The following is a 23270-nucleotide window of genomic DNA, read 5'->3' on the forward strand; positions in this document are numbered from 1 at the left end:
GACAACGTTCCTGGCTTTTTTAATCGGCTCTTAAGACAGAGATAAATCTCTGTCTTAATTGCAAAGCGAATTCATAAAATCCGCCGCCAATTCATGACTCGGTTCGGCGGCTAAAGTCGCTTGATAGGAATCACAGTTCTTACGTTTAAACTGTTTCTGAGAAGGTAAAGAGTTTAAAGCAGCGATCACCTGATCCATATGAGCTGCATCCGGACTGTCGGTCATCCCAATCTCTTGGCGCAAGATCTTCATTTGATTTAAAGCCTGATCTAAAAGGGAAAATCTTTTCTTTTTATCTTTGTCTTTATTGAACTGGATTTCTTTTTTTAGAAGTTCCATATAGCTATCGAATTGCACGCGCAAAGAACGCTCACTGCGCACCGGAATTTCAGCCCAAGAACTGACAGTGACGAAACTGATGGCAAGAATCACAGAAAATAGTTTCACTTTAAATCACCTCACGTAATTTAAGTTATCTTATGGGACATTCCAGTTTTCAAATTATTGAATATGATAACAAATCGCGGCGTTAGAATTTTGCCTATTCTCCGCACATTTCAGGCGTGATTTGGTACTGAAACAGATCTACTTGGTCATTAGACTTAAAAGTCAAAAGCACCGTAATGCCTTTATATAATAAAAACCTTAACTGGCGAATGTCGCACGCATAGGCCGGCAAACGGGACTTAGCACTTTCCACTTGGGCGTGGGCCGAGGCACTTGTGGATTCAATCTTCACCAACGTCACTAAGACTTCAAATTCATCCTTAGCGGTGATCCGTGCATCCTCCGCACGGACCTCGTCATCTAACATTTTGGGATAGCCAAAGGTGGCCTTAGAAAGAACTAAAATATTGTCGATTTCTGCCCGGGAAATTCGAGGGTGGGAATCCCCCCCGCGGCCGACCGGCTTTCTTAAAAGCCAGAAAAGGAAACCGCTTAAAATCAAGAGTGTAAAAACCGCAATGTTAACCCAAAGTTTTTTATTTCTCATAACCCAGGAATTAGGCGGCCCCGCCGGGGATGTCACGAAATTATTTGTTACAAATCAGTTTCGTAACTTTTAACGCCCTATCCGCATAGTCTTCTTTGTGATCCGCTTCGTATGATTTAGCCGAAGCTTCCACTTCTTTCACATACTCAGAACAGTTCGCAGCCTTGAATTCGGCCTTGCCCGGCAAGGCGGCCAAGGCATCCATGAAATAACTCATGTTGATTTCTTTTTCTTCATCCTGACGAGGGTTCTTTTTACGAAGCTCATGAATTTCTTTAAAAGTTTTTAAAAAAATATCATAGCGCTTCACGATGTCTTTTTCTTTTGGTAATTTTTTTTCAAGCGCGCTGACTCTGGATTCAAACTCTTTGTAAACATCGACCTTGGCCGCGAAGGCCCCGCCCGGCATCATCACGATAAGGCAGATTACATTTCTAAGAATTTTGGCTGAGTGCATGTGCCTTCTCCTAACTGCTGATCTAAAACACGGGCCTGGGCTCTGACGGCGGCGATATATAAATTATCCTTGTAAGCAAAAATATACTCCGCCAAAGTCAGCGGGGCGCCGTTTTTAGAATCTGAGATAAGCTTGGCGCGAGCATTACCATATTTTGCCTGCATCTGCGGTTTTGTCGGCCAATAATTCATATTGAAATCGGCGGCCTTCACTGGGCATGGTCTCGCCGCCGGACAAAGTTTGGCTTCTTCAATCCGTTTTTTTAACCATTCTCTTAAGATCGAAGAGGGGCGAGCGGGGCCGGCATTATAGGCCATCACAAACATCATCTCGCGGATCTTATCTTGATCAATACCGCTTAAACCAGCCTCTTTTAACAAAGTCTCTGTCGACTTAAAATCGTCAATTTTGGAATCTGTTTTGCGGGCATAGGCGTTATCTGAATTGCGCTTAGTCGCATGATAGAAAACGCCGTAATAAATCAAGCTGCGAAGTGGATTTGGCGGAACGGAAATCGAATGGCAGCGATTTGCGTCAGCCGTCATAATGTCCTTACTATTTTTAGGCACCGCTCCCGGAATGGAGCGCAGTCGCTTGCAAGAGGCTTTATCGCTGTTTGTAATACGCCCCTTAAAGTTGTCATAGTTCTGCACGACATCATCTAAAGCTTGCTTGGTAAATTGTCCGATGCCCCCGTCGTTCACCAACCCGAAGGCATTCAGGTGCAATCCACTTTCATTGCTTAGCTTCGGAGCAATAAACTTTGCCGGAACCCCTAAACAATCGGCCACATCAATCAATGAATTATAAACCAAGTTCACGTAAGGCTCCGTCACGCAAGCTTTGTGCCCGTAACGTTCTGGCGTGCCACTAGAGTTCGGTGCGCACTTCGAATACAAATGCGGATCCGGTTTGTACTCACTGATGTCTTTGATCTCGCGTTGTTTATCGGGCGGCGCCGTGCGATTAAATTCAATATCTTCGTTCAAACGCTCTTGCGGAGTGCGTGCACGGTCTTTCCAAAAACGGCGCATGATAAATAAAGCACATTTGCGCGGCAAAATTTCAGCGGTCTTAGAATAATCACGTCCGGCGGTGTAATACCCTTGAGGGTCTATGGTCTTCATCGCCTTTAATGAACTCTCAAGGTAATTGCGTTCGGGTCCACAGGCCTCGGGGTCTTCAAACTTCAAGACGCCGTTATCTGTACCGAACTGACAGCTGCAAGTCATGCCGTCCTTGCTTTTAACGGGGTCATCAAAACCGCGCATGCGCAATTGCAAGGTGGTAAATTGATTAATGACAGCTTCTTCCGGCGAAGAAGCGATACCTCGAGAAACCGAAGGATTTTCAATGCTGTACCAACCAAAAACTAAAAAGGTCAGGCAGCAAAAAACGGTGGTGGCCCAAAACGACGTGCTAGATGTTTTCACCTTGAAACTTCCTTTCCTTGAACCAAGTTAGGATAACTTGGCCAGGGATCAGAGGGAACACATCGATGTTTTGTAATGGATTTTGAAGTACTAAAGTCCAGAGCGAAAAACTTAGAAGCTGTAACTCACCGCCAACAGCGCATTCGCCCCCGCTAAGAAATAAAACACCGATTGTACATCGGCACTTTTTTCTTGAGAGGCGCTGTACAAATTCGCCGCCGCAATCAAACCGTAAGTCACGACCCGAATCCAGCGACGATTTTCTTTTTCTTCGCGTTCTTTATCCAGGTAACGTTGTAAAACTTCATTTTTTTCAGCGAGCGATAACGAAGAACCGTCAATGGCATAAAAAAACGAATCCACACTGCTGCCGGTCCAGTAATAGCTCGCCCCGACACCGATCGCCGCCAAGCCGATATTTGAAGTGATCGCAAAGGCCGTGCGGCTAAAAACTTCTTCCGATTGATAAAAACCAATCGCCCCGCCGACAGCGGCGACCGTTCCCGAAATGATATAGCCTAAGCCTTTTTGCTGATCGAGTTCTTGTTGAGTCAAAACATACTTACGGAAGTCATTCCAATTGGCCGCCCCCTCGTATTCAAGTTCACGCTCTTGCGCAAAAGCTTGTAATGAAAATGTCAGGGCTAAGATTGCAGCAAGAAACTTCATCATAACGTCACCAAGAAAGATATAAAGACACCACGGCTGTCATCTTGATCCCAATAAGAAAGACCACTAGAGAAACTGCGGAAGCTCACCGTAAACCCGGCGGAGCGATCATAATCCGACGCACTGGCAATAAGATGCAAAATTCCCAGCTGATAAGCGACGGAAGCGCGCAAAGCATCGCGCGCATTTTTAGTTTGCGCATTGATTTGAAATTGCACACCCAACTCTAAAAGTCCCAATGGGACAAAGGGTTTGATCGAGGCCCCTAAAAGACCTTCAGGCTGAATAGGATATTCGGCGGTTTTTTCACTCGAATAACCCCAGTTTGCCAGCACCGCGGAAACTTGAGGTTTCCAAGGTTGTTCTTCCCACGAAAATAAAAAGCCAGGCTCTAAGTAAATCAAATCTTGCGTGCGTGTTTGGAAAAGTTCGTTTTTATCACCCGCGAAAGCTTCAGTTAAGGCAAAGTACTGACCAATGAACTTCACGTGCGTGTAACGAGCTTGCACGCCCGCATAAAAGTTTTCTCCGGCATAAGTAGCCACTTGGGCCCGCACACTTTGTTCTTGGGCAATTGTCACATCCACCATCGGCAGGGCCGGGTTTTCCATGCGAGTCACCGCAATAAAACGATACGGCTCGACACCCAAACCCCACGTTGACGCTTGAAACGAAGCTTCAAAAGAAGCCTCCCCTTGCATGGAATCTCGGTGAGAGAAAAACTTAGATACAGCCTCGGGCGAATCATTCCCACCCAAAATGTCTTGAGCTTCTTGGATGTATTTTAAGTGACTGCCCATTAAAAGATCGGCATCAAAACGACTTTTACGCTCTTTAGCGACCGAAGCGGGATTGCAAGGAAGGCCGCGCTCTACACTGTCCATGGTGTAACAAGAACTTCCTAACGCGCGAGAAATAAAACGACTGGAGCCGCCCCGCAAGGACGACGGCAGCTCACTGGCTGGGGCCACCACAGAGGCACTTAAAAGAACCGCGATGATTGAAAGTTTTAAACCACGACTTAGTAGCATTGGTTACTCACAGGCCATGACAGGTTCGAAACTTGGTTTACAACGTCATCGATTTTGACGCGAATTTCTTCATAATTCTTTTTTTGCTCGGGGAAAGCGAGTTCTAAATCCGAAGTTAAAAGGATCAGACTTTCAAAAACTTTTCCCGACCAATTGACATAAGGTTTTAAATCTTGCGTGCAGATTTTTTTCTTACTTTGCAAACGTAAATTAAAATTCTCAACCCCTTGGCTGATCGTTGATTTGACGTTCACGATACGCAAAACCGCCGAATACAACCGCACACCGGGTTCATTTTCATTTTCTAAAGTTTTAAGGGCGGAAAGAATGTCAGCTCGAGACTTCCCTTGAACATCGGGAATCTTGTTCCAGTGCTCTAAATACTTGGCTAAATTTTCTAAAGTTGCAGAGGTCTGCTTATCCAAAGCCAGCCCCTTCATCTCAATTTTCGGCACGGGAACTTCTTTAACGACTGAAAATTGATAAATTTGTTCGATCTTAATGCCGGCTCTGCCAGCATAAGCGGAAGCTAAAGCCAATTTCACGTGATAGTGCGGATCATGATCTAAAACGTCTTGGAAATACGAAATGGCTTCGTCCCAACGCCCCTGATCCATCAAAGAAAAGCCCTCAGAAAGGACTTGTTGACGGGTGACAGGCTCTTCTTTTTGGCACCCAATTTGTGTAAATATTACCAGGGTTAGAGAGAGCAGAAAGATGAAAGTTTTCATAAGTTTAAGGAATATGCCGCGACGCATTGGAAATGTCTACTTAACACGGCGCAACGAGCAATAAATTCATTGAACCTTGGCCCGTCGCAATATATCCCTCCTCGGCCTAAACAAATCCGAGGAGAAAAAGAATGTCACGCCTGAACCGTTCCTTAAGCCTCTTTATCATGACCCTATTTATGGGCCTTTCTGCCCATGCCGCGGTTTGGACTGAAACCAATAGTTGGGGTCCTAACGCCGAAGCCCGTTTTTCTGAATGGGTTCGTAATAATTGGACTGTCGATTTTTTTGCCAGACAAACTCGTAACGGCCGCCCGAATCCCTATTATGGACTTCGCCTGGACTGCGCCGACACGGTTTATTCTATGCGTATTATTTTTGCCTATGAAAATCGCCTGCCCTTTGTGATGCAAGATCCCACTGCTTCAGGTCGTACGATTTCAAATCGCATGAGCCGTTGGGATGGACAAAGCGACACGGCTCGCATCCGTGGTTTTTTGCTTTACATGTTTGATATGGCCAGCACAAAATCTCTTCCGAACGACACGTATCCGGTCGCGATGAACAACCGCGCGATCCGTGCGGGGTCTTTGATTTTAACAACCGCTGCAAATCATCACTCTTGGACCGTCAAAGAGATGATGTCGATCGGTGTCCCCCACTTAGTATTTAATTCGACCATCGGCGCGGGCTCTGGCTCGATGTTGCAAGAGCGTCGCTCTTGGCCCAACCCGGAATGGGTTTTTGAAGGCAATTACTCTCCGTCAGGAAACGCGGGTTTCCGTTACTGGCGACCGGCGGCTTACATCGGTCGCCCGGTGTGGGAAGTCCCAGGATACAGCGAAGAGCAATACCAAATCGGTTTGCGCGGTTGGGTCAGCCAAGTGCAAAGCCGCTTAGCCACTCGCAGCGAAGGTGACGATCAAATGGTCAGTCGCATGTTGCACACGATCTGCCAAGGATTCACATCGCGTGTGCCGTCCGTAAACGATGGCTTGCGCGCTTTGAGTCGTACGAATGGTTGCATGAGTTCGGCAGATTACGACACGTATTCAACTCCCAGTCGTGACCAACGTGTTTTTGACGATATGATGGCTTTACGTCGTGCTTACCGTCAGATGATTGATCGCAACGGGGGCGCAAAATTAAGCGCCGAAAACGCGCGCCGTTTGGAAAAAATCTTCCCTTACATTCGCTCTTCAGCCGCCTCTGAGGCGGCGAACATGAAGTTCAGCCCCAACAGCCGTAATTCAGTCTGTACGGTTGAATATCTTTCGGGCCGCAGCATGGATATCGCAGAGTTTAAACGACGTATGTTTGCGGGGAATATTTCAAATAACCCTAATGACAGTGGCGCCTACCGTTGGGGCGAAAGCCGCGGTCCATCAGAGCGTGCACGCAGCTGTCCTTCATGGGATAACTGGAAACCAAGATTGAATTAGTTTTTGCTTAAAGAGGATGCATGAAAGAAATTAAACTTAAAACCTGGATTCTGTGGGCCGTTATTTTGTTTTCCCTAGGGATCTTCGCGGACTATTTCTTTTGGCATCTTCTTTTAGGTCATCAGAACAGCGAGCCGGTTCATACCACTGAAGCCGCCATCTCAGATTCCGCAAAGCCGGAGACTGAAAGCGCAAAATTAGATAAAGAGGAAGAAGTCAGCTCTTTCATTCGCGAGTCGCACACCGAGGCCGATCCTTCCGGGACACCGTCGCTAAAAGATAACTTTTTAGAGACTTTGCAAGCTTGTGCGCCAGAAATCGCCGCCCAAGCCATTGCAACACCGGAAGCTTTGATTGAGTACCTGCAAAAAAGTGTTGGCGTTCAGGCCGAAAGTGTCTCAGTTGAAAACTACCACATCACTTTGGCCGATGGCTCTCACCATCGTATTCACGTGGTGGCTCAAGATCGCTCCAATCTTCCCGATAAAAAAGAAGTTCGCTATTACAAACTGGATGCCGAAGGGTATCCGGAACGAATCCGCCTTAAAAAAGACGACACTTTACAAAGCTTGCTTGCTCAAGGGACCCTGACTCGCCATGAGCTGCGCGCGGATTTAAAACTGAAAGATGGATCAGCAGTCCAGCTTGAAAGACATGACCAAAAGGTTTTCGAGTTCCAATACAACAACCACGGACGTGTTCTGTCTTGCCGATTAGCTCACTGCCAATGTCCTTAAGTCCAGTCCTTATTGGATTGTAAATTCCCCTCGTTTAAAACTTAAAAGCCTCTGTTAAACTGACGTTACACACAGAGGCTTCATGAAAACCCTTTTTCACACGCGTAGTATGATGACTTACTATGTGCTCTTTATGTCTGGAGCTCTGGTCCTTATTTACCAGGCCATGGGATTTAATTTCGTGGGGGATTCTGTTAACTTTCTTTGCCTTTTGTTTCTAGGTTATGGCATCGCCACTCGGCATTGGATACATATCTTAGAAAATTCTGTTTTGATGACTTTAGGATACATCTTGCCGTTATTGATTCGCAATTCAATCAAGCTGACCTATCAAGAAGCTCCCTCGATGAAGTCTTTCTTGCAGCTGGCCGCGGTGTCTTCGTCGACAACCCTGATCTTGGGTCTGGGATGTACTGCCGCCAGTTTTATGACGTATCGCTTGATTCGGCAGGTGAAAACTGCGGGTCGCAGCAAGATCACTACAAGCTCGTCCTCCGATGACTCGTTGACTTCTTAACTCCCTGGGACCTAACCGGCCATCAATCCTAGGTTTACGATGCTCATGACAAGCAAGACGACCATACTTACAATCAAAGCTCCGTTACGGTGATAAGTTTTTTGCATAAAACCCTCCACTGATGCCTATGGAACTCCCGGTCGGAAGCCATGGCAACAAGTCTTATGACAGGGACACATCTCCTTTGCTGAACAGCAGATGACAGCCTTGAAATTAGTGCTTGGCACTCTTAAGTGACATACTGATTAAGAACACGAGCCAACCTTAAGAAGGAGTCCAAGATGGCCACCAAAACAGCAAGAAAACCAACCGCAGCAAAAGCTGCAAGAAAAACAAAAACCAAAACCGGCGCTGCCACGAAAGCTTCTGGCTCTGCAAAGTCAAAATCTAAAATGTTGTCGGGAAAAAGCATGAAGGCTTCGGCGTCTAAAACGCGCACCACATCCAAAGCAAAAAAAGCTATTGCACCGAAAAAATCAGCGACTTCAAAATCAAGCACGGCCTCTCGCTCCACTGGACGCTCTAAAATGAGCGAGCCCACGAATGATGCAAGAATGGCGGCGGACTCTGAAAGTCACAGCCTGACGTCTCAATCTAAAATGAAGCTGTCTCGTCGGAATCCAAAAAACTTCCGCGACGAACAAAGACTGCAATCAACACCAGACTCTGTGAATCCAGCCACTCGTCGCTAAGACTAGATCCTGGCTGGCAAGTTCACGAGAAAGCCTTTCTCCGAGCGAGAAAGGCTTTTTTTATTTCCATTTTCTCCAATTACAAACTTGTACTGTGACCTTCCCTTCGCCTCGTGCGAAGACAACCTGTCTTTACCTTTAACAGGAGAACTTAATGAAAAAGATCTTATTGGCCATAACCACCCTATTCGTTTTGTCTGTCACCGCTTATGCCGTTTCTATTGAAGTCACCGAATATGCAGCTGTGGCTATCAGTGACCTCCGAACCGTGACTTCTGATGACGGTTTTACCAAAGAACATTCTATTTCTTTTATGGGCCCGGGGCTCGCTCCCTTGATGTATCTTCTTCCAGCGATGAAAGACATCGACGGCCAAGAAAATCGTATTTTAGAATACAAACGTGGTTTCGCGGTGTCTCAGCCTGCAGCTGAAGATGGAAAATCCAAAGCCTTATTTTTTGAATGTCAGCAAGCCGACGGCGGCGATAAAAGTGTTTCTTGCAACATCACTTTGATTGTTGGAATTATTCCGGGTTAAAAATCGAAATAATCTTTGTTCCAAGAAAAAGCCTTTCTGTTCGCAGAAAGGCTTTTTTATAAATCTTAAGTTATAGCTTTTAGATCCAGCAGCTTTTTACCCCACGCTCTTGGGCGACTTCTTTGGCTAGTTCATAGCCCGCATCCAAATGTCTAAATACACCCATCGCTGGATCGGCCGTTAAAACTCTCTCTAAGCGTTTTGCAGCTTTTTCAGTTCCATCGGCGACAATCACTTGGCCGGCGTGTTGGCTGTACCCCATCCCCACACCACCACCGTGATGAAGACTGACCCACGTGGCTCCACACGCCGTATTCACCATGGCATTTAATAATGCCCAGTCACTGACGGCGTCAGACCCGTCTTTCATCGCTTCCGTTTCGCGATTGGGTGACGCCACAGATCCACAATCTAAGTGGTCACGGCCAATGACGATGGGTGCTTTGACTTTACCTTCAGCGACCAGCTGATTGAACATCAAGCCAGCTTTAGCGCGCTCGCCGTATTCAAGCCAGCAAATCCGTGCGGGCAGCCCTTGAAAGGCAATGCGTTCTTCCGCCATATCTAACCAACGTAAAAGATCTTTTTTATGCGGGAAGAGTTTTCTCATCGCATCGTCGGTGACTTTGATATCGTTAGGATCACCTGACAAAGCCACCCAGCGGAAAGGACCACTGCCTTTACAGAACAGAGGTCTGATAAATGCCGGCACAAATCCCGGGTAATCAAAGGCGTTAGTGACACCCGCTTCTTGAGCACGCGCACGCAAGTTATTACCGTAATCAAATGTCACAGCGCCTTTATCTTTCATTGCCAGCATGCCACGCACGTGTTTGGCCATCGATGCGTAAGCGGCTTCCAAATATGCTTTTTGATCTTTTTCGCGGAAAGGTTTTGCGGACTCAACCGTGTAACCTTCCGGTATATAACCCACCAACGGATCATGTGCTGAAGTTTGGTCCGTTAATAAATCCGGGATAAAGTTTTTTTCTAACAACTGATGAATGACGGTTGCCATATTGCCCAGCAAAGCGATGGATTTTGCTTCCCCCGCCGCCGTGTACTTACGGATCCGTGCGATTGCATCATCGATGTCGGTGGCGACTTCATCAATGTATTTTGTTTCTAAGCGTTTTTGGATTCTTGTCGGATCAATTTCAACTGCGAGCACGCAAGCACCAGCAAACACTCCGGCTAAAGGTTGCGCCCCACCCATGCCCCCAAGACCGGCAGTCAAGATCACACGACCTTTCAGGCTGCCATTGAAATGCTGTCTGCCCGCTTCAACAAAAGATTCATACGTCCCTTGGATAATACCTTGAGTTCCAATGTAAATCCAAGAGCCTGCGGTCATCTGGCCGTACATCATCAAACCTTTTTTATCCAACTCATTGAAGACTTCCCACGTCGACCATTTCGGCACAAGGTTTGAGTTTGCAAGTAAAACTCGGGGTGCGTCTTCGTGAGTTTTTAAAATACCGATCGGTTTTCCTGATTGGACTAAAAGAGTTTCATCGTTTTCTAAATTTTTTAAAGCCTCTAGGATTTTATCAAAAGACTCCCAGTTGCGCGCCGCTTTTCCAATTCCGCCATACACGACGAGATCTTCCGGACGCTCGGCCACCATAGGGTCCAAGTTGTTTTGAATCATACGGTAAGCGGCTTCTTGCAACCAGCCCTTACAAACCATTTTATTTCCGGTGGGAGCTTTTACTACTCTTGGTCCTGATGTCATAAATACTTCCTCTTAAATAATTTCTACCACTCAAGCTCGCCGACGGCTTTTTGCACGACTGCCATCAGTTCGTTCGACAGCATCATCGCCTTGATGGCTTCGACGTCTTTGTGGAAAATGCGGTCTTCGGTTGCAAATGGAACTGTTTTACGAATGTGTTCATGCGCGGCTTTGACGGCCGCTGACGGTTTTAACGGTGCAATCAAATCCAAGGCTTGCGTGGCTGAAAGCATTTCCATCGCCACTACATTTTCTGCGTTTTGCAGAATCTGTTTAAATTTGCGCGCGGCAATTGTTCCCATCGAAACGTGATCTTCTTTTTCTGCCGAAGTCGGGATTGAATCCACGCTCGCCGGATGAGCCAGAACTTTATTTTCACTGACCAAAGAAGCCGCCGCCACTTGGACAATCATGTGACCTGAATTCAAACCTCCGTTCGGAGTTAAGAATGCAGGGAGTTCTGACATTTGTGTTGAAATCATTTTTGAAATACGGCATTCGCTGATACTGGCTTGTGAAGAAATCGCAATCCCCGCAAAATCCATCGCGTGCGCCACCGGCATCCCGTGAAAATTGCCGCAAGAAAGCACTTTATTATCATCGGCAAATACAAGTGGATTGTCGGTGGAAGAATTCGCTTCAGTTTCTAAAACTTTAGCAACATAGCGAAGGGCATCTTTGGCCGCCCCGTGAACTGCCGGCATACAACGAAGCGAGTAAGCATCTTGCACACGGTGATCTCCGGTGATGTGGCTTTGACCGATTTCGCTCATCTCACCCATAAGTTTGATTAAATTGCGCGCCGTTTTTCCTTCGCCAGGATGAGGACGAGCCGCCGAAATAAGTGGATCAAAAGCTTTGCGCGAACCACGCAAGCCTTCCAAGGACATGGCACCCGCAAGATCGGCCAACCACAACAAGCGACGAGCTTCCCACACAGAAAGCAAACCTATGGAAGTCATCACCTGACAGCCATTGATCATGGAAAGACCTTCTTTGGCTTGAAGGTCTAAGGCTTTGATGGTTTTTTCTTGCAAAAGTTTTTGCACCGGTACGATTTGACCGTTCGGTCCCCAGGCATCCCCTTCACCGATGATCGTTAACGCCAAATGGGAAAGAGGTGCTAAGTCACCACTCGCGCCCACTGAGCCTTGCGAAGGAACCACCGGAATGATGTCATTATTCAGGAATTCTAGAATTTTTTCGACAACCAACGGACGAATCCCACTGTGACCTTTAGCCAACGCATTGGCACGCAAAACCATCATCGCGCGAGTTTCTGTTTTGGTAAAAGGAGTGCCGACACCCATGCAATGGGAACGAATCAAGTTGCGCTGAAGCTGTTCAATTTCAGAATCAGAAATACGAACCGAGGAAAAGGCCCCAAAGCCGGTGTTCACTCCGTACATAACTTCGCCACTTGAAATACGGCCTTCAATGTACGATCGAGATTTTTGCATTTGCGCTTTTGCGGATGCCGAAAGCTCAGCCTTTAACTGCGGTTTGTGCGCGATTTCATAAAGGCTTTCAAGAGTGATATTTTCACCAGTAATTTGCATAGAACCAGGCTCCATTTTCAAAGGCCCGATCCTAGCGCAACGACCCTAAATTCTCAAAGGTGCCTGGCTCTTTTTTCTGGCTACATAGCGTCATAGAGTGACCTTTGTCCCAATTCTCAGAGGATAACGCGCCATGGTCCTAAAAAAGAGCCAGGCACCTTTTATTTACAGGGCTTGGTCCATTTACCGGTGAGGTTTAGTTTGGCGAAAGACGGGATGCCTTTGAAAGAGCCTTCGGCGTCGCCTTTGAGGTCGTAACTTTTTTCAGTGACCGTACCTGCCAATGTTCCTTCGGCTTCGATGTCATCTTTTTGGCATTTAAGCGCGGCTTCTAGTTTTTTGCCTTTGAGTGACCATTTCGTGATCGTGCACCCACGTTTGGTGAGTTCTTTGCTGATAGTTTGTTTGGGGTCTTTGGCTAAATCTTTAGAAATACATTCTTCGTTTTCGGTTGCTGGCAATGGCAAGCCATTGAGCTCAAAACTTGATTTCGCTTTCCACAAACCGGGCTGCATATTTTGCGCGAAACTTGTGCCTGAAACTAAAACTAGAAATGCAATTAACTTTATCATCACAACACACTCCTAAAAAAAGACCCTAACATCGTTAGGGTCTTCCGACTAGCTTTGTTGTGAAAGAACAGCTTACCTATTCATTAGGGATTCACACACACCGCGTTTGCTGCCGCAACACCATTATCCGCGGTATTGTCACAGTGAACAACGTTTGAAAGGGCTTTTTGCAATCCCACGACCGGACCCGCAAAGTCACCTGAAAGACGATTTCCACTGAATACGTTTTTATCTCCCCAACCGGCGACAGCGATGTGCGTTTGAAAGCCGTTAAGTTGGCACGACTTCGATCCGCATTGCCCCGCAACACCTTTATTGTTCAACACATAGGTCAAATTACCTTTTACGTCGATAAAAGAATCCGCATAAGCTCCCGTCATGCCCGAGCCTTCAAATTCGTTTTCCGCAATAACGTTGTTTTGTGTTCCCTCTTTCACGTCGATACTTTCAGCCTTTACGTTTGAAATATAATTTTCAGAAACAAGATTGCAGTCACTGCGATCCGGCTCGCCACAATTCGTACCACTTGGACACCACTTGTTTTTCGAACTTCCTAAATAAACCCCTTCACCAAAATCAGGTTGATATAAACCAGCATCTAAAATTTTAGATCTAGAGATTACGCTGTTTTGCGTGTTATTGCGAAAATGCACGGCTTCATCGCCCACACCGGAAACTGTCATATTATGAAGAACAAGGTTCTGTCCCCCGTCCATCATCACACCCTTTTGTACGTTTCGTACCGCCAGTCCACTGACGACGATGTTGGAGGCTTTATTAAGATACAGCCCATAGCCTGATTTATAATTACCCCCATCAATGACAGCGCCTTTTTCTGCACACACATAAGCCGCAGAGCTAGCCTTCAAGGTGATTACAAAAAGCCCGCTATAAACGCCACTTGCCACTGACACCAAATCTCCAGCTCGCAAATCAGCCAAAGCGGTTTTTAACTCCGCCGCCGAGCGCACATCGATTTTGCGAGCATATTTAAATGACTCACAATCAATGCGTTCTTCCCATTTACAAGCCTTCGGGGCTTGCGCTGGAACTTTGAATAATTTTTCAGCCACCGGAGCTGGAGCTGGTGATGGCGCTGGGCTCGGTGATGGCTCCGGATTTGCTGGAACCGGCGCTGATCCTAGTACCGCAGTTTTCAACACACGAAAGCGCACCATTACTTTTTTATTTTTAGAATCATACACCAACACCTTCACCTGACCATTCTTGCTGCCGGTAGTAATTTTACCAGAGGCCGACACCGTGGCCGCTCCGTAAGTGACTTGGTATCGGTACGGACTTACTCCACCACTGACTCGTAATTGAAATGAAGTTTCAAAAGGCACGGTTTCGTGCGGTGAGCTGGCACTCAGATTTGCAGACCAGCCAAGTGCGGGTATCAAAAGAGTTACTAGAGTTGCTGAGAATAACTTGAACATTCGAGATTCCTCCTGGTTCACTGATCATGAAAGAAACCAGATGGATTTTCCAATTGTTCTTATTTCGGGACTTTGTAAAGACTCATTCTGCGCCCTTGCTAAGGACGCACTGTAAAATGATCAGTCACATACTGCTCAAGATCTTGTTTTGAAGGATTAGATTGAAGCAAATAGATCATTAAGGACTGGGTGCGCACGCTGGAATTGTGGCCATAATTAAAGACACCCGCCGCATAAATATATTCATGCATATAAAGCACCGCGCGCTGGGTTTGATTCATTTTTTTGTAAATATCAATGTCTATGAAAACACGCTCTGCGCGACGTAAAGCCACTTGGGCTTTGTGACAGCCTTCTGGCAAGGGGAAGGGTAAAGCAGAGTCTTTCGCTGCCGCTAAAGGCCCTTGCACGAATGAATCTTGGTCTATCTTAATTTTCAAGGCGGCTTGTTTTACGAGATTCTGAAACCAGGGAACGCGCGCGAGCTTTTTGTCAAAAAAATCGACACCATCTTTAAACGATTGAAGTTTCTCAAATCTTTGCACCTCCGCCGCTACAGGCTGCATGGGCGCCCCAACCAGAGACATCCAGAAATCTAAAACCAGCACTTCTTCCCCTCCTATCGGAGGCGGCAAAGGAGAATTGCAGATAACCGCTTCGCCCCCATTTCCCACGTAAACTCCGCCGCCTGTATTGGGGTCCGCATGTACTCGGAGCGAGCAGAATATCAAAATCAACATCAAAAAATTATTCATAAGCCTCCCCCACGGGAATAACGAAGGATTCAACATGCACGACCTGGTCGGCATCTTTAGCCAATGAAAGTTTTAAAAGATTTTTGTGTAAAGATTTAATTTGTTCAACCACTTCAGCATAGGCCCATTTCGGAATAGACAAGGTCGTCCCTTGAAAATTCCTTTTTTCCATCGCGCCATTCAATAAGGAAAACTGAGCCGACTGCAGCCAGCCCTCATGATAGGCTCTAATGGCTCTAGATGATTCTCCAGGATCAATATTGAGTGCGACCGGGTCATGGGGAACCCACTGCCCATCTTCGTTTTTTACGAGCTGCGCTTTTTCTAGGTTCTGCATAATCTCGAGAAAATTCGGTGTGTCGGGAGAAGCCTTCCAAACTTTGCTAAAACCGTCGTGAAGCTCTTTATTCTTTTTAAGACGTAAACATTCTCGCACGGAAAGATATCTGTAGTCAGAGATAATTTCAGCTGAGCTGACGACACTTTCAGACTCATTAGCTTTACGATCTGAGTCCTGCAGTTGCAGGACTTTTAAAAGCGGATTACGAACTTCTTCGGGAACATCTTGAAGCGCGACCATTTGAAAGAAATAAAGGCGCGAGGAGTGTGACAACTCAAGGCGATCGGCAATTAAAACCGCTCGATCCATCGATAAGGCGCGACGGCCACCTAAAACCCGAGATAACGTTCCCACATCCGGAAACTTAAGAAAGGAGGCAAACTGAGACATGGAAAATTTGGGCCGCTTTTTCTGGCGGTCCTGAAGCACGGCCTCCAGATAGTCCGAGGGCCGATAAAATTTAAAGACGTCGGTATTTTCCATGCGGGCTAGATATTTATCACATGCCTCGTGTTTTGCCATGAAACATCAAAAGCGTTGAAATAATCCCTTGCTCAAGGCGCACTGATGTTTTGCAAGCGCCCCTCGTTTTTTATCGCGGAAGTGTCGATAAATTGTCCATGAAGACATCTCGGACGTTACTGAATACATGTTTTTTTGCCTTAGGCATTTTAATGCCTCTTGAGGTCCTTGCATCCCCGCCACTCCTGAGCTATCAGGGCCGCATCGTCAAATTAGATGGTAGCCCATTAGAATTCCCCAGCGTCAGTTTCTTATTTGAAATTACGTCAGCCTCTGGAACTTGCGTATTATATCGAGAGCAAGTCAATGGAGTAAATATGACAAACTCTAAGGGGGTTTTCGATTCCCCTATCGGCCACTCCCATAGCTATCCAGGATCGCCGACCTTTACCATCTTAGATAGTTTTAACAACCAAGGTTCATTGACCTGCGATGGCGGGCTGCCGTTTAATCCGGCCGCCGACGAAGGACGACGCCTGCGGGTGCAATTTCACGACGGAATTTCATGGCATCGCATTTCCCCGGACACCGTCATTCGCTCCGTTCCCTATGCGGGTTTTAGCCTTGCAGCTCAAAAGTTAGGATCAAACACGGCGGCGGATTTTATTCTAAAAAACACTTTACCCGTGACTCCGTGTGCGGGCACGGAAGTCCTTACCTTTAACGGAACCAGCTTTACATGCGTGACGGATCAAGGAGGCGCCGGAGGTGCCTCGGGTCCTGCCAGCGGAGATCTTTCAGGCACATACCCTTCCCCGACTGTAGCCCTAGGTGCCATAACCCCCGCAAAACTTTCTAACGGCACATCCAGCGGTCAAGTCTTGCGTTACGATGGCAGCGCGTGGAGTTACGCAAAACTGCGTTACACAGATCTGGTGAATGCCGGTGGCACGAGCCCTTGGCCGACCGGCTCTTGCACCGCAGGTCAGTACATTACTTGGGTTTCAGTCTCTGACGGGTTTGGGTGTGCAAGCTTTGTCTCTTCAAATGTGACGACCGCGTTAGGTTTTGTTCCTTTAAATCCGGCAAATAATCTCAGCGAACTAAATAATGCCACAACTGCCAGATCAAATCTTGGATTGGGTGCCATCGCCACTTATGGCATCGCTTCTGGAGGAGCGGTTTTAGACGGAGGAAATACCCTCACCGGTGAGATGAGTATCGGATCCTTATCCGCACACTCCGTGTCGTTACAAACTCAAGGTACAAAAAAAATGACCGTGCTTACTTCAGGCTTCGTGGGTATTGGCACTGAAAATCCGGCGACCACCCTGCACGTGGCAAGCACCATTCCCGATACCACCACTCAGCCCGATCGCGCCGGGTTGATCGTGGATGGCGAAGGCACGGGCTTTGGCGGACGTTTAGCGATACGATCTTTTTCAGACACGCAAGCTGCGCACTTAGTGGCCTATCGCTCGATGGGAACAAAGGCCGCCCCGACGGCGATTACTTCAGGAAAAACTATTTTCAATATCTTTGGCTACGCTTATGACGGCACAGGATGGTCGACCAACACAAACTCTCCCGGGCTCTCGATGGTCGCCACTGAAAATTGGACCCCCACCGCCAAGGCTTCTCGGTTAGGGTTTTGGACCACACCGCCGGGCACCGCCACCGCCGAAGAACGACTGCGAATTACCGCCGAGGGCAAAGTCGGCATCGGGACAACAACCCCTGAAAGCACATTGCAAGTTGCGGGCTATTTACAAATGGCAACGGTTTCTTCAGCCCCGGCCGCGACGGATTGTGATAGTGCCGCCGAATATGGTCGAATCAAGTCTGATCCCACCAATGATCGCCTCTATCTATGTGCCGCGTCCGGATGGACCACGTATATGACGGGCGGTCCCAACACCTGCCCTGCGGGCTTTACTTTGATCGGTGCCGCGGGACTGCCTACAAGTTATTGCATCAGTACCAATGAACGAACAGCGGCGAGTTTTTTAGATGCTAAAAATTCTTGTTATTCAGTGACAAGCACTCGAGGCCCGGCCTCGCTTTGTTCAAATGAACAATGGTATCGCGCGTGCAAAAGTGGGTCGGCCACCGGCATGACAGGGAATGAAGAATGGGCCAGCAATGTTTATCATCTGACCGGAGGGACAGTTTCCGTGGCGACGATGGGGTCTGCAAATTGCGAATCGATGGGCGAAGGCGCGGCGAGTGCGACCCGCGCCTATCGTTGTTGCCTAAATTAAATTATTCTTGCGGAGGTGTCGGAGGCGCCACTTTTTCTGGCCCACCTTCATGCGGGGGTCTTGGGCGAAGACGTCCTTCAGCTCCTTTTTTAGCAAGCTTTGATAGCACCGGATTTTCAGGAATATCAATTTGCTCTAAAACGTCCGCCACACGATTGATGTTGCTGACCCAGTCCGTGATGATCAGTTGATTGTTGATAGCAACGACATTCATTTCACCATCTCTGGATGGCAAAATTCTAAGATCGCGGTTTAACTGCAACACAGAAACATTTTTAGGAGTGTAAACCCACGTATACATACGCTGTGGTTTCATCGAAGGTCTTTTCGTCGAAACTTCTAACATATTTCTTTGCACGTTGCGGGCGCTTTGCACCACCATCACGTCTTCTTGCTTGCTGATGGCAAAGCCATTTAAAGCCAGGCCATTAGACAACTGACTGAAAAATTCTTCTTTGGTAATCGGCTCTTGATTTAAGATCGTGATTTTACCGCGCACGCCGGGATCAATGATGAATTTTTGCCCGGTGGCTTTGGCGTAGTTTTCAATAACTTTTGTCAGCTCTTCAGAGTTGAAATTGACTTTTACTTTGTCGTCGGCAAAGACCGAAAGAGTGGTGAAGAAAACCAAGATAACCGCAATAAGTTTCATAAGGTACTTCCTTTCCCAAAAAGGGTTGAGATTGGGTTTATCAAGGAAGTCTTTCACACACAAAACAAAGATCCGAACCTAGACCTTATGAAGCAGCAGCACAGTTCCAACTTGGAACTGTATTCCCAAAAAACAAAAGCCACGAAATTAACTTCGTGGCTTTTTATGTACCGAATTTTTACTAAAAGAAGCTGGTACCTTAGAATTCCCAAGGTAAAGAGACTGATAGCACGTACGCGTTGTTTTTCGCGTCCGGGCTTAAAGAGCCTGAGCTTTGTTCGTCAAAAGTTTCCATCAAGTATTCAAAGTTCAAACAAATGAATGGAAGACCCGTGAAGCTTAAGCCCAGCTTTGTGCTTTTACCTTTGATTTTATTGTTGTAGTCGTCAAATTTGATTTCATTCATCAATCCATACCCCAACCAACCTCTAAGCAAGATCGGAAAGTCCACTCCCACCACGGCCCATAAAGTGTTGCGTTTCGCGTCCGAATCAGAAACATTGGCCGTGTCAGAATCAAAATTAGCACTCACCGTCGTCGCGTAATCTAACCCCGCCCAAAACATGACAGGTGCCGTCCACGCTACGCGTGCTCCCAAAAGTGTCCCATTCATTTTACCGTCAGCATTGTCTTTAAAAGTCCCCATCTCGTAACCCAAGTAAGGCTCAAGCAAAAGACCGGCATTCGCCGCACTTCCAAATCCTAAAATCAACGCGCACACCGCGAATAGCTTTTTCATCAAACTCTCCTTGTTAAATATCGAACAATCAAAGTTTGAGCCGACTCGCAAAAAGGGTCAATCAAATCACGACCAGCAAAAACTTTTTCGCCAAATCGAACCAATGAGTTTTTATGTTACGCAGGATAAGCATTGCCGTCTTTGGCCATAATGCTCAAGCTCGGGTCAAATGACAAAGGGGCCAAAATGTTAGATGTCGTGCAAAGCGCAGTAATTAACGTAAAGCCGCTATCGCGGTTTTATAGTCGCGACCAAATACGAAACTTCCCGCCACAAAAACATCGGCTTCGTGACATAGCTTCGCAGTTTCGGCGTTGATACCGCCATCGACTTCAATCAGGCAAGACAGTTTCTTAGAGCTGATTTCCTGGCGTAAACGCGAGATCTTGGCAATCTGATCGGCCATAAAGGATTGACCGCCAAAGCCAGGCTCTACGGTCATAACAAGCACTAAATCGCTTAAAGGGAGCAACGGCAGAACCGTGTCCAGAGAAGTTCCCGGACGCAAAGTGATGCCGGCTTTCGCCCCCAACTCACGGATGCGTTTAAGCACCGCCGCGGGATCTTTTGTCGATTCGACGTGAATGGTCAAATAATCACTGCCCGCTTTGATGAAGTCTTCGATGTAGCGTTCAGGTTCTTCAATCATCAAATGAACATCTAAAGGGATCGGAGAAACTTTTTTTAACGACTTCACCACCGGGATACCGATTGTGATATTCGGAACAAAACGTCCGTCCATAACATCCACATGAATCCAGTCCGCCCCTGCTTGTGATACCGCGTGAATTTCTTTTTCTAGATTTGCAAAGTCCGCGGATAAAATTGAAGGCGCAACCATTTTAGATGCCAAGTTTGTCTCCTACTTTAAGATCATGACCTTTAAGAAAATCTTGAACCTTCATGCGGGTGCGCGATTCGGGCTGCACTTCCAAAAGTTTTAATGAGCCTTCCCCACACGCCACCACGATATGATCGTCCGCGATCGCCGTGATAGTGCCGGGTTCTGATTTAGAAGACTGATCTAGGGGCACCGCTTTATGCAACTTCAATTTTTTACCTTGAAGCAAAGTGTAAACGCCCGGCCCATAAACAAAACCGCGCATTTTTCCATCGACCGCACACGCCGAAGTTTTAAAATCAATAAAACATTCTGCCTTATCAATTTTTGGCGCAATCGTAACTTGGGATTCATCTTGAGGAATCGGTCCGATATTGCCGCGCACATAGTCCATCAATTCAACCCGTAAAAGATCGGCACCTAAAACCGCCAATTCATCATGCAATTGCATGGCGTCCATATCTGGGCGAATCTTAACTTTCCGAATGCCGATGATATCCCCGGCATCTAATTTTTTAACCATGCGCTGTAAGGTCACGCCGGATTCTGCATCCAAGGCTTCAATCGCACGCTGAATGGGCGCGGCCCCCCGCCAGCGCGGTAAAATAGAACCATGCACATTCACGCAACCAAAACGGAACGAGCTCATAAAGTCTTCGGTCAGGATTTGACCAAAAGCCACAACGATTCCGACTTCCGCTCCCCAAGAGCGAATTTCCGCAACCGCGGCCGGATCTTTTTTTAAAGATTCAGGGGTCACCACACGAAGACCGTGTTCAAGAGCTAAGGTTTTTACCGGGCTTGGGGTCAGCTGAAGCTTACGACCCGCCGGACGATCTGGTTGAGAAACAACGCCGACAACTTCAAAGTGCTCATCATCAAGCAGCGCTTTCAGGGACGTGACGGCAAATTCTGGCGTCCCTAGGAAACACACGCGCACCTTGCTCACTAGCGTTTGTCCTTGGCTAATTCTTTTTGTTTTTCTTTTTCAGCTTCTTTTTCTTCCTTCACAGGATAGCCGTATTTTTTGATCTGATTTTTAATTTTGTTCGATTTCACAAAGCTTAAATGATCGACAAATAAAGTGCCTTCTAAGTGATCCAGTTCATGCTGCATACAAATCGCCAGCAGACCGTCGGTTTTTACGATGAACTCTTTGCCGTTAATATCAAAAGCTTTCATTTCGATGTAATTAAAACGCTCGACGGTTTCGTAATAACCCGGGATCGACAAGCAACCTTCATCAAAAGTTGTTTTGCCTTCCCCTTTAACGATTTCAGGATTAATCAAGATCAGTGGCTGCGGAACGGCCTTTTCAAGATCCGACATTTCGTCATACTTGTAACGGCGTCCCCCTTCATCTTTAGGACGAGTGTCGATCACGATCATGCGTTTTAATTCACCAATTTGCGGAGCCGCCAAGCCAATGCCGTTCGCATCGTACATGGTTTCAATCATGTCCTCGGACAGCTGTTTAAGCTCTGGGGCAAACTCTTTCACGGGAGTTGAAACTTCCCGCAATTTCGGGTCTGGGAATGTGAGGATTTTCTTGATCATGAGGGACCTCCGAGAGGCCCCCATTATATCAGCGTTTCAGCCTTTTGAGAAGAACCAAGCCTAAAGTGGCCATGATTATATTCGGAGCCCAAGCGGCTACGACCGGCGGTATTGTTCCGTGCTGCCCCAGGGTAATCCCTGACGAATAAAATACGTAATAAGCAAAAACCAGGGCTAAACAAATCCCCACGTTCAGCATAGTTCCGCCGGAACGCGCCCGGCCAACACTGAAAGGAATACCCAATAAACACATCACGATACCCGCAAAAGCAAAGCCAAATTTCGACTGATAGTCGACCTCATAAGCCAAGGTATCAAGACCCGCCTGGCGGTTTTTTTCGATAAAATGTTTCAGTTCTTTTTGTGACATCATGTCGGCGGTTTGCCCGGCACTTTGCAAGTCTTTTGAGTCTTCGGCCATCACGATGTTTTTAGTTTTAAAGTGACTGGTCAAAGGAAAGCTTGATTCTTTAGTAAAGACCGTGACGGTGCCTTTTTCTAGGGCCCATTGCGCCCCTTGGATGCTGACTTCACGAGCCGTGATCATTTGCACCAAGTCCCAGTCCTCGTTAAAGAAATACATCGTCAAACCTTGGGCCTTGTTCCCTTGCGCATTCAAGGTTTGAATATTGAATAAAGAATTTTTTGAGCGATACCAGATCTTGTCCGTTTTAATTGTGGAAAAACGATGCGGCTCTTTTTTTAAGTCGTAATATAAAATATAGTTCTTTTCTTTGATCGTTTTCGGAATGATGCGGTCGGAAGACACGTAACCCACGGCCGAAATCAGCGTCACCCAGATCAGCATGGGTAAAGCCACGCGAAAAAGACTCATCCCCGCGGCAAATAACGCAACGAGTTCATTTGCTTTATTCAAACTTGAAAGCGTTAAGATCGTGCCCAATAAACAGGCGACCGGCAGAAGCTGGCGGATGATTTCAGGGAAATAAAAAAGATAGTATTTCACGAGGGCCGAGGGCGCTACGCCCTTGTATTCGGTCAGGGTGGACATCGCGTCGACGGCAGAAAACAGCGTCAAAAAGACGGCCATGGCCCCCAAAAAGTAGCCCCAAAAAAGCCAGGTTGTATATCGATCGATGCGGTTCACAGCTGCCTA

The 23270-nt window shown here is 47.0% G+C and carries 25 protein-coding genes; 6 read left to right on the forward strand and 19 right to left on the reverse strand.

Features of this window, described 5'->3' with window-relative positions; genetic code table 11:
* Positions 1–54: 54 nt before the first annotated feature.
* From AZI86_RS00735 to AZI86_RS00765, 7 genes are all read right to left on the reverse strand, one after another.
* Positions 55–447 carry a hypothetical protein gene (locus tag AZI86_RS00735; RefSeq protein WP_061833181.1) on the reverse strand — a complete coding sequence of 131 codons (393 nt, stop codon included), beginning with the start codon at positions 445–447 and terminating at the stop codon, positions 55–57.
* A 94-nt stretch (positions 448–541) separates the two neighbouring features.
* Entirely contained in the window at positions 542–994 is a 453-nt protein-coding gene (locus tag AZI86_RS00740) for a hypothetical protein (protein WP_061833182.1), read from the reverse strand.
* A gap of 40 nt (positions 995–1034) precedes the next feature.
* A complete protein-coding gene (locus AZI86_RS00745) occupies positions 1035–1451 on the reverse strand; it encodes a hypothetical protein (protein ID WP_061833183.1) in 417 nt (138 codons plus the stop codon).
* The gene (locus tag AZI86_RS00750) at positions 1421–2884 is read right to left on the reverse strand and encodes a hypothetical protein (protein ID WP_061833184.1); all 1464 of its coding nucleotides are present in this window, start codon (positions 2882–2884) and stop codon (positions 1421–1423) included. The genes AZI86_RS00745 and AZI86_RS00750 overlap by 31 nt, the downstream gene beginning before the upstream one ends.
* A gap of 111 nt (positions 2885–2995) precedes the next feature.
* Complete coding sequence (locus AZI86_RS00755; protein ID WP_253715538.1) at positions 2996–3556, reverse strand: hypothetical protein; 561 nt, start codon at positions 3554–3556, stop codon at positions 2996–2998.
* On the reverse strand, positions 3553–4584 hold the full coding sequence (locus AZI86_RS00760; protein ID WP_061833185.1) for a hypothetical protein: 1032 nt from the start codon (positions 4582–4584) through the stop codon (positions 3553–3555). Before AZI86_RS00760 ends, AZI86_RS00755 begins: the two co-directional genes overlap by 4 nt.
* Positions 4575–5315 carry a hypothetical protein gene (locus AZI86_RS00765; protein ID WP_157684585.1) on the reverse strand — a complete coding sequence of 247 codons (741 nt, stop codon included), beginning with the start codon at positions 5313–5315 and terminating at the stop codon, positions 4575–4577. The genes AZI86_RS00760 and AZI86_RS00765 overlap by 10 nt, the downstream gene beginning before the upstream one ends.
* 131 nt (positions 5316–5446) lie before the next feature.
* Between AZI86_RS00765 and AZI86_RS00770 the strand changes: the two genes are divergently transcribed.
* The 5 genes from AZI86_RS00770 to AZI86_RS00790 all read left to right on the forward strand — a co-directional run bounded on the left by AZI86_RS00770 (position 5447) and on the right by AZI86_RS00790 (position 9241).
* Positions 5447–6757, forward strand: a complete 1311-nt coding sequence (locus tag AZI86_RS00770) for a hypothetical protein (protein ID WP_061833187.1) — start codon at positions 5447–5449, stop codon at positions 6755–6757.
* Between the two features lie 20 nt (positions 6758–6777).
* A complete protein-coding gene (locus AZI86_RS00775) occupies positions 6778–7494 on the forward strand; it encodes a hypothetical protein (RefSeq protein WP_061833188.1) in 717 nt (238 codons plus the stop codon).
* Positions 7495–7576: 82 nt separating this feature from the next.
* Complete coding sequence (locus tag AZI86_RS00780; RefSeq protein ID WP_253715540.1) at positions 7577–8011, forward strand: hypothetical protein; 435 nt, start codon at positions 7577–7579, stop codon at positions 8009–8011.
* Between the two features lie 281 nt (positions 8012–8292).
* The gene (locus tag AZI86_RS00785; protein WP_061833189.1) at positions 8293–8703 is read left to right on the forward strand and encodes a hypothetical protein; all 411 of its coding nucleotides are present in this window, start codon (positions 8293–8295) and stop codon (positions 8701–8703) included.
* Positions 8704–8857: 154 nt separating this feature from the next.
* The gene (locus AZI86_RS00790; RefSeq protein WP_061833190.1) at positions 8858–9241 is read left to right on the forward strand and encodes a hypothetical protein; all 384 of its coding nucleotides are present in this window, start codon (positions 8858–8860) and stop codon (positions 9239–9241) included.
* Between the two features lie 79 nt (positions 9242–9320).
* Here AZI86_RS00790 and hutU read toward each other — a convergent pair whose 3' ends face one another.
* The 6 genes from hutU to AZI86_RS00820 all read right to left on the reverse strand — a co-directional run bounded on the left by hutU (position 9321) and on the right by AZI86_RS00820 (position 16163).
* Entirely contained in the window at positions 9321–10976 is a 1656-nt protein-coding gene (gene hutU / locus AZI86_RS00795; protein WP_061833191.1) for a urocanate hydratase, read from the reverse strand.
* A 23-nt stretch (positions 10977–10999) separates the two neighbouring features.
* Positions 11000–12535 (reverse strand): histidine ammonia-lyase, encoded by a 1536-nt coding sequence (gene hutH, locus AZI86_RS00800; RefSeq protein WP_061833192.1) that lies wholly within the window; start codon positions 12533–12535, stop codon positions 11000–11002.
* 161 nt (positions 12536–12696) lie between these two features.
* A complete protein-coding gene (locus AZI86_RS00805) occupies positions 12697–13107 on the reverse strand; it encodes a DUF3617 domain-containing protein (RefSeq protein ID WP_061833193.1) in 411 nt (136 codons plus the stop codon).
* An 83-nt stretch (positions 13108–13190) separates the two neighbouring features.
* Entirely contained in the window at positions 13191–14546 is a 1356-nt protein-coding gene (locus tag AZI86_RS00810) for a right-handed parallel beta-helix repeat-containing protein (RefSeq protein ID WP_061833194.1), read from the reverse strand.
* Positions 14547–14644: 98 nt separating this feature from the next.
* Complete coding sequence (locus AZI86_RS00815; protein ID WP_157684587.1) at positions 14645–15301, reverse strand: hypothetical protein; 657 nt, start codon at positions 15299–15301, stop codon at positions 14645–14647.
* Entirely contained in the window at positions 15294–16163 is an 870-nt protein-coding gene (locus AZI86_RS00820; protein WP_061833196.1) for a TIGR02147 family protein, read from the reverse strand. The genes AZI86_RS00815 and AZI86_RS00820 overlap by 8 nt, the downstream gene beginning before the upstream one ends.
* 317 nt (positions 16164–16480) lie before the next feature.
* Between AZI86_RS00820 and AZI86_RS00825 the strand changes: the two genes are divergently transcribed.
* A complete protein-coding gene (locus AZI86_RS00825; RefSeq protein WP_061833197.1) occupies positions 16481–18364 on the forward strand; it encodes a hypothetical protein in 1884 nt (627 codons plus the stop codon).
* A 1-nt stretch (position 18365) separates the two neighbouring features.
* On the opposite strand, the gene AZI86_RS00830 is transcribed toward AZI86_RS00825, so the two are convergent.
* The 6 genes from AZI86_RS00830 to lptG form a co-directional block, all read right to left on the reverse strand.
* The gene (locus tag AZI86_RS00830; RefSeq protein ID WP_061833198.1) at positions 18366–19016 is read right to left on the reverse strand and encodes a hypothetical protein; all 651 of its coding nucleotides are present in this window, start codon (positions 19014–19016) and stop codon (positions 18366–18368) included.
* A 199-nt stretch (positions 19017–19215) separates the two neighbouring features.
* Complete coding sequence (locus AZI86_RS00835) at positions 19216–19755, reverse strand: hypothetical protein (RefSeq protein WP_061833199.1); 540 nt, start codon at positions 19753–19755, stop codon at positions 19216–19218.
* Between the two features lie 214 nt (positions 19756–19969).
* Positions 19970–20596 (reverse strand): ribulose-phosphate 3-epimerase, encoded by a 627-nt coding sequence (rpe, locus tag AZI86_RS00840; protein WP_061833200.1) that lies wholly within the window; start codon positions 20594–20596, stop codon positions 19970–19972.
* A 1-nt stretch (position 20597) separates the two neighbouring features.
* A complete protein-coding gene (fmt, locus tag AZI86_RS00845) occupies positions 20598–21545 on the reverse strand; it encodes a methionyl-tRNA formyltransferase (RefSeq protein WP_061833201.1) in 948 nt (315 codons plus the stop codon).
* Positions 21545–22153: a peptide deformylase gene (gene def / locus AZI86_RS00850; RefSeq protein WP_061833202.1), complete on the reverse strand. Its 609-nt coding sequence runs from the start codon at positions 22151–22153 to the stop codon at positions 21545–21547. Before def ends, fmt begins: the two co-directional genes overlap by 1 nt.
* Before the next feature lie 28 nt (positions 22154–22181).
* Complete coding sequence (lptG, locus tag AZI86_RS00855) at positions 22182–23261, reverse strand: LPS export ABC transporter permease LptG (RefSeq protein WP_081111735.1); 1080 nt, start codon at positions 23259–23261, stop codon at positions 22182–22184.
* Between the last annotated feature and the right edge of the window lie 9 nt (positions 23262–23270).

The sequence above is a fragment of the Bdellovibrio bacteriovorus genome, assembly GCF_001592735.1.
Classification (GTDB): domain Bacteria; phylum Bdellovibrionota; class Bdellovibrionia; order Bdellovibrionales; family Bdellovibrionaceae; genus Bdellovibrio; species Bdellovibrio bacteriovorus_D.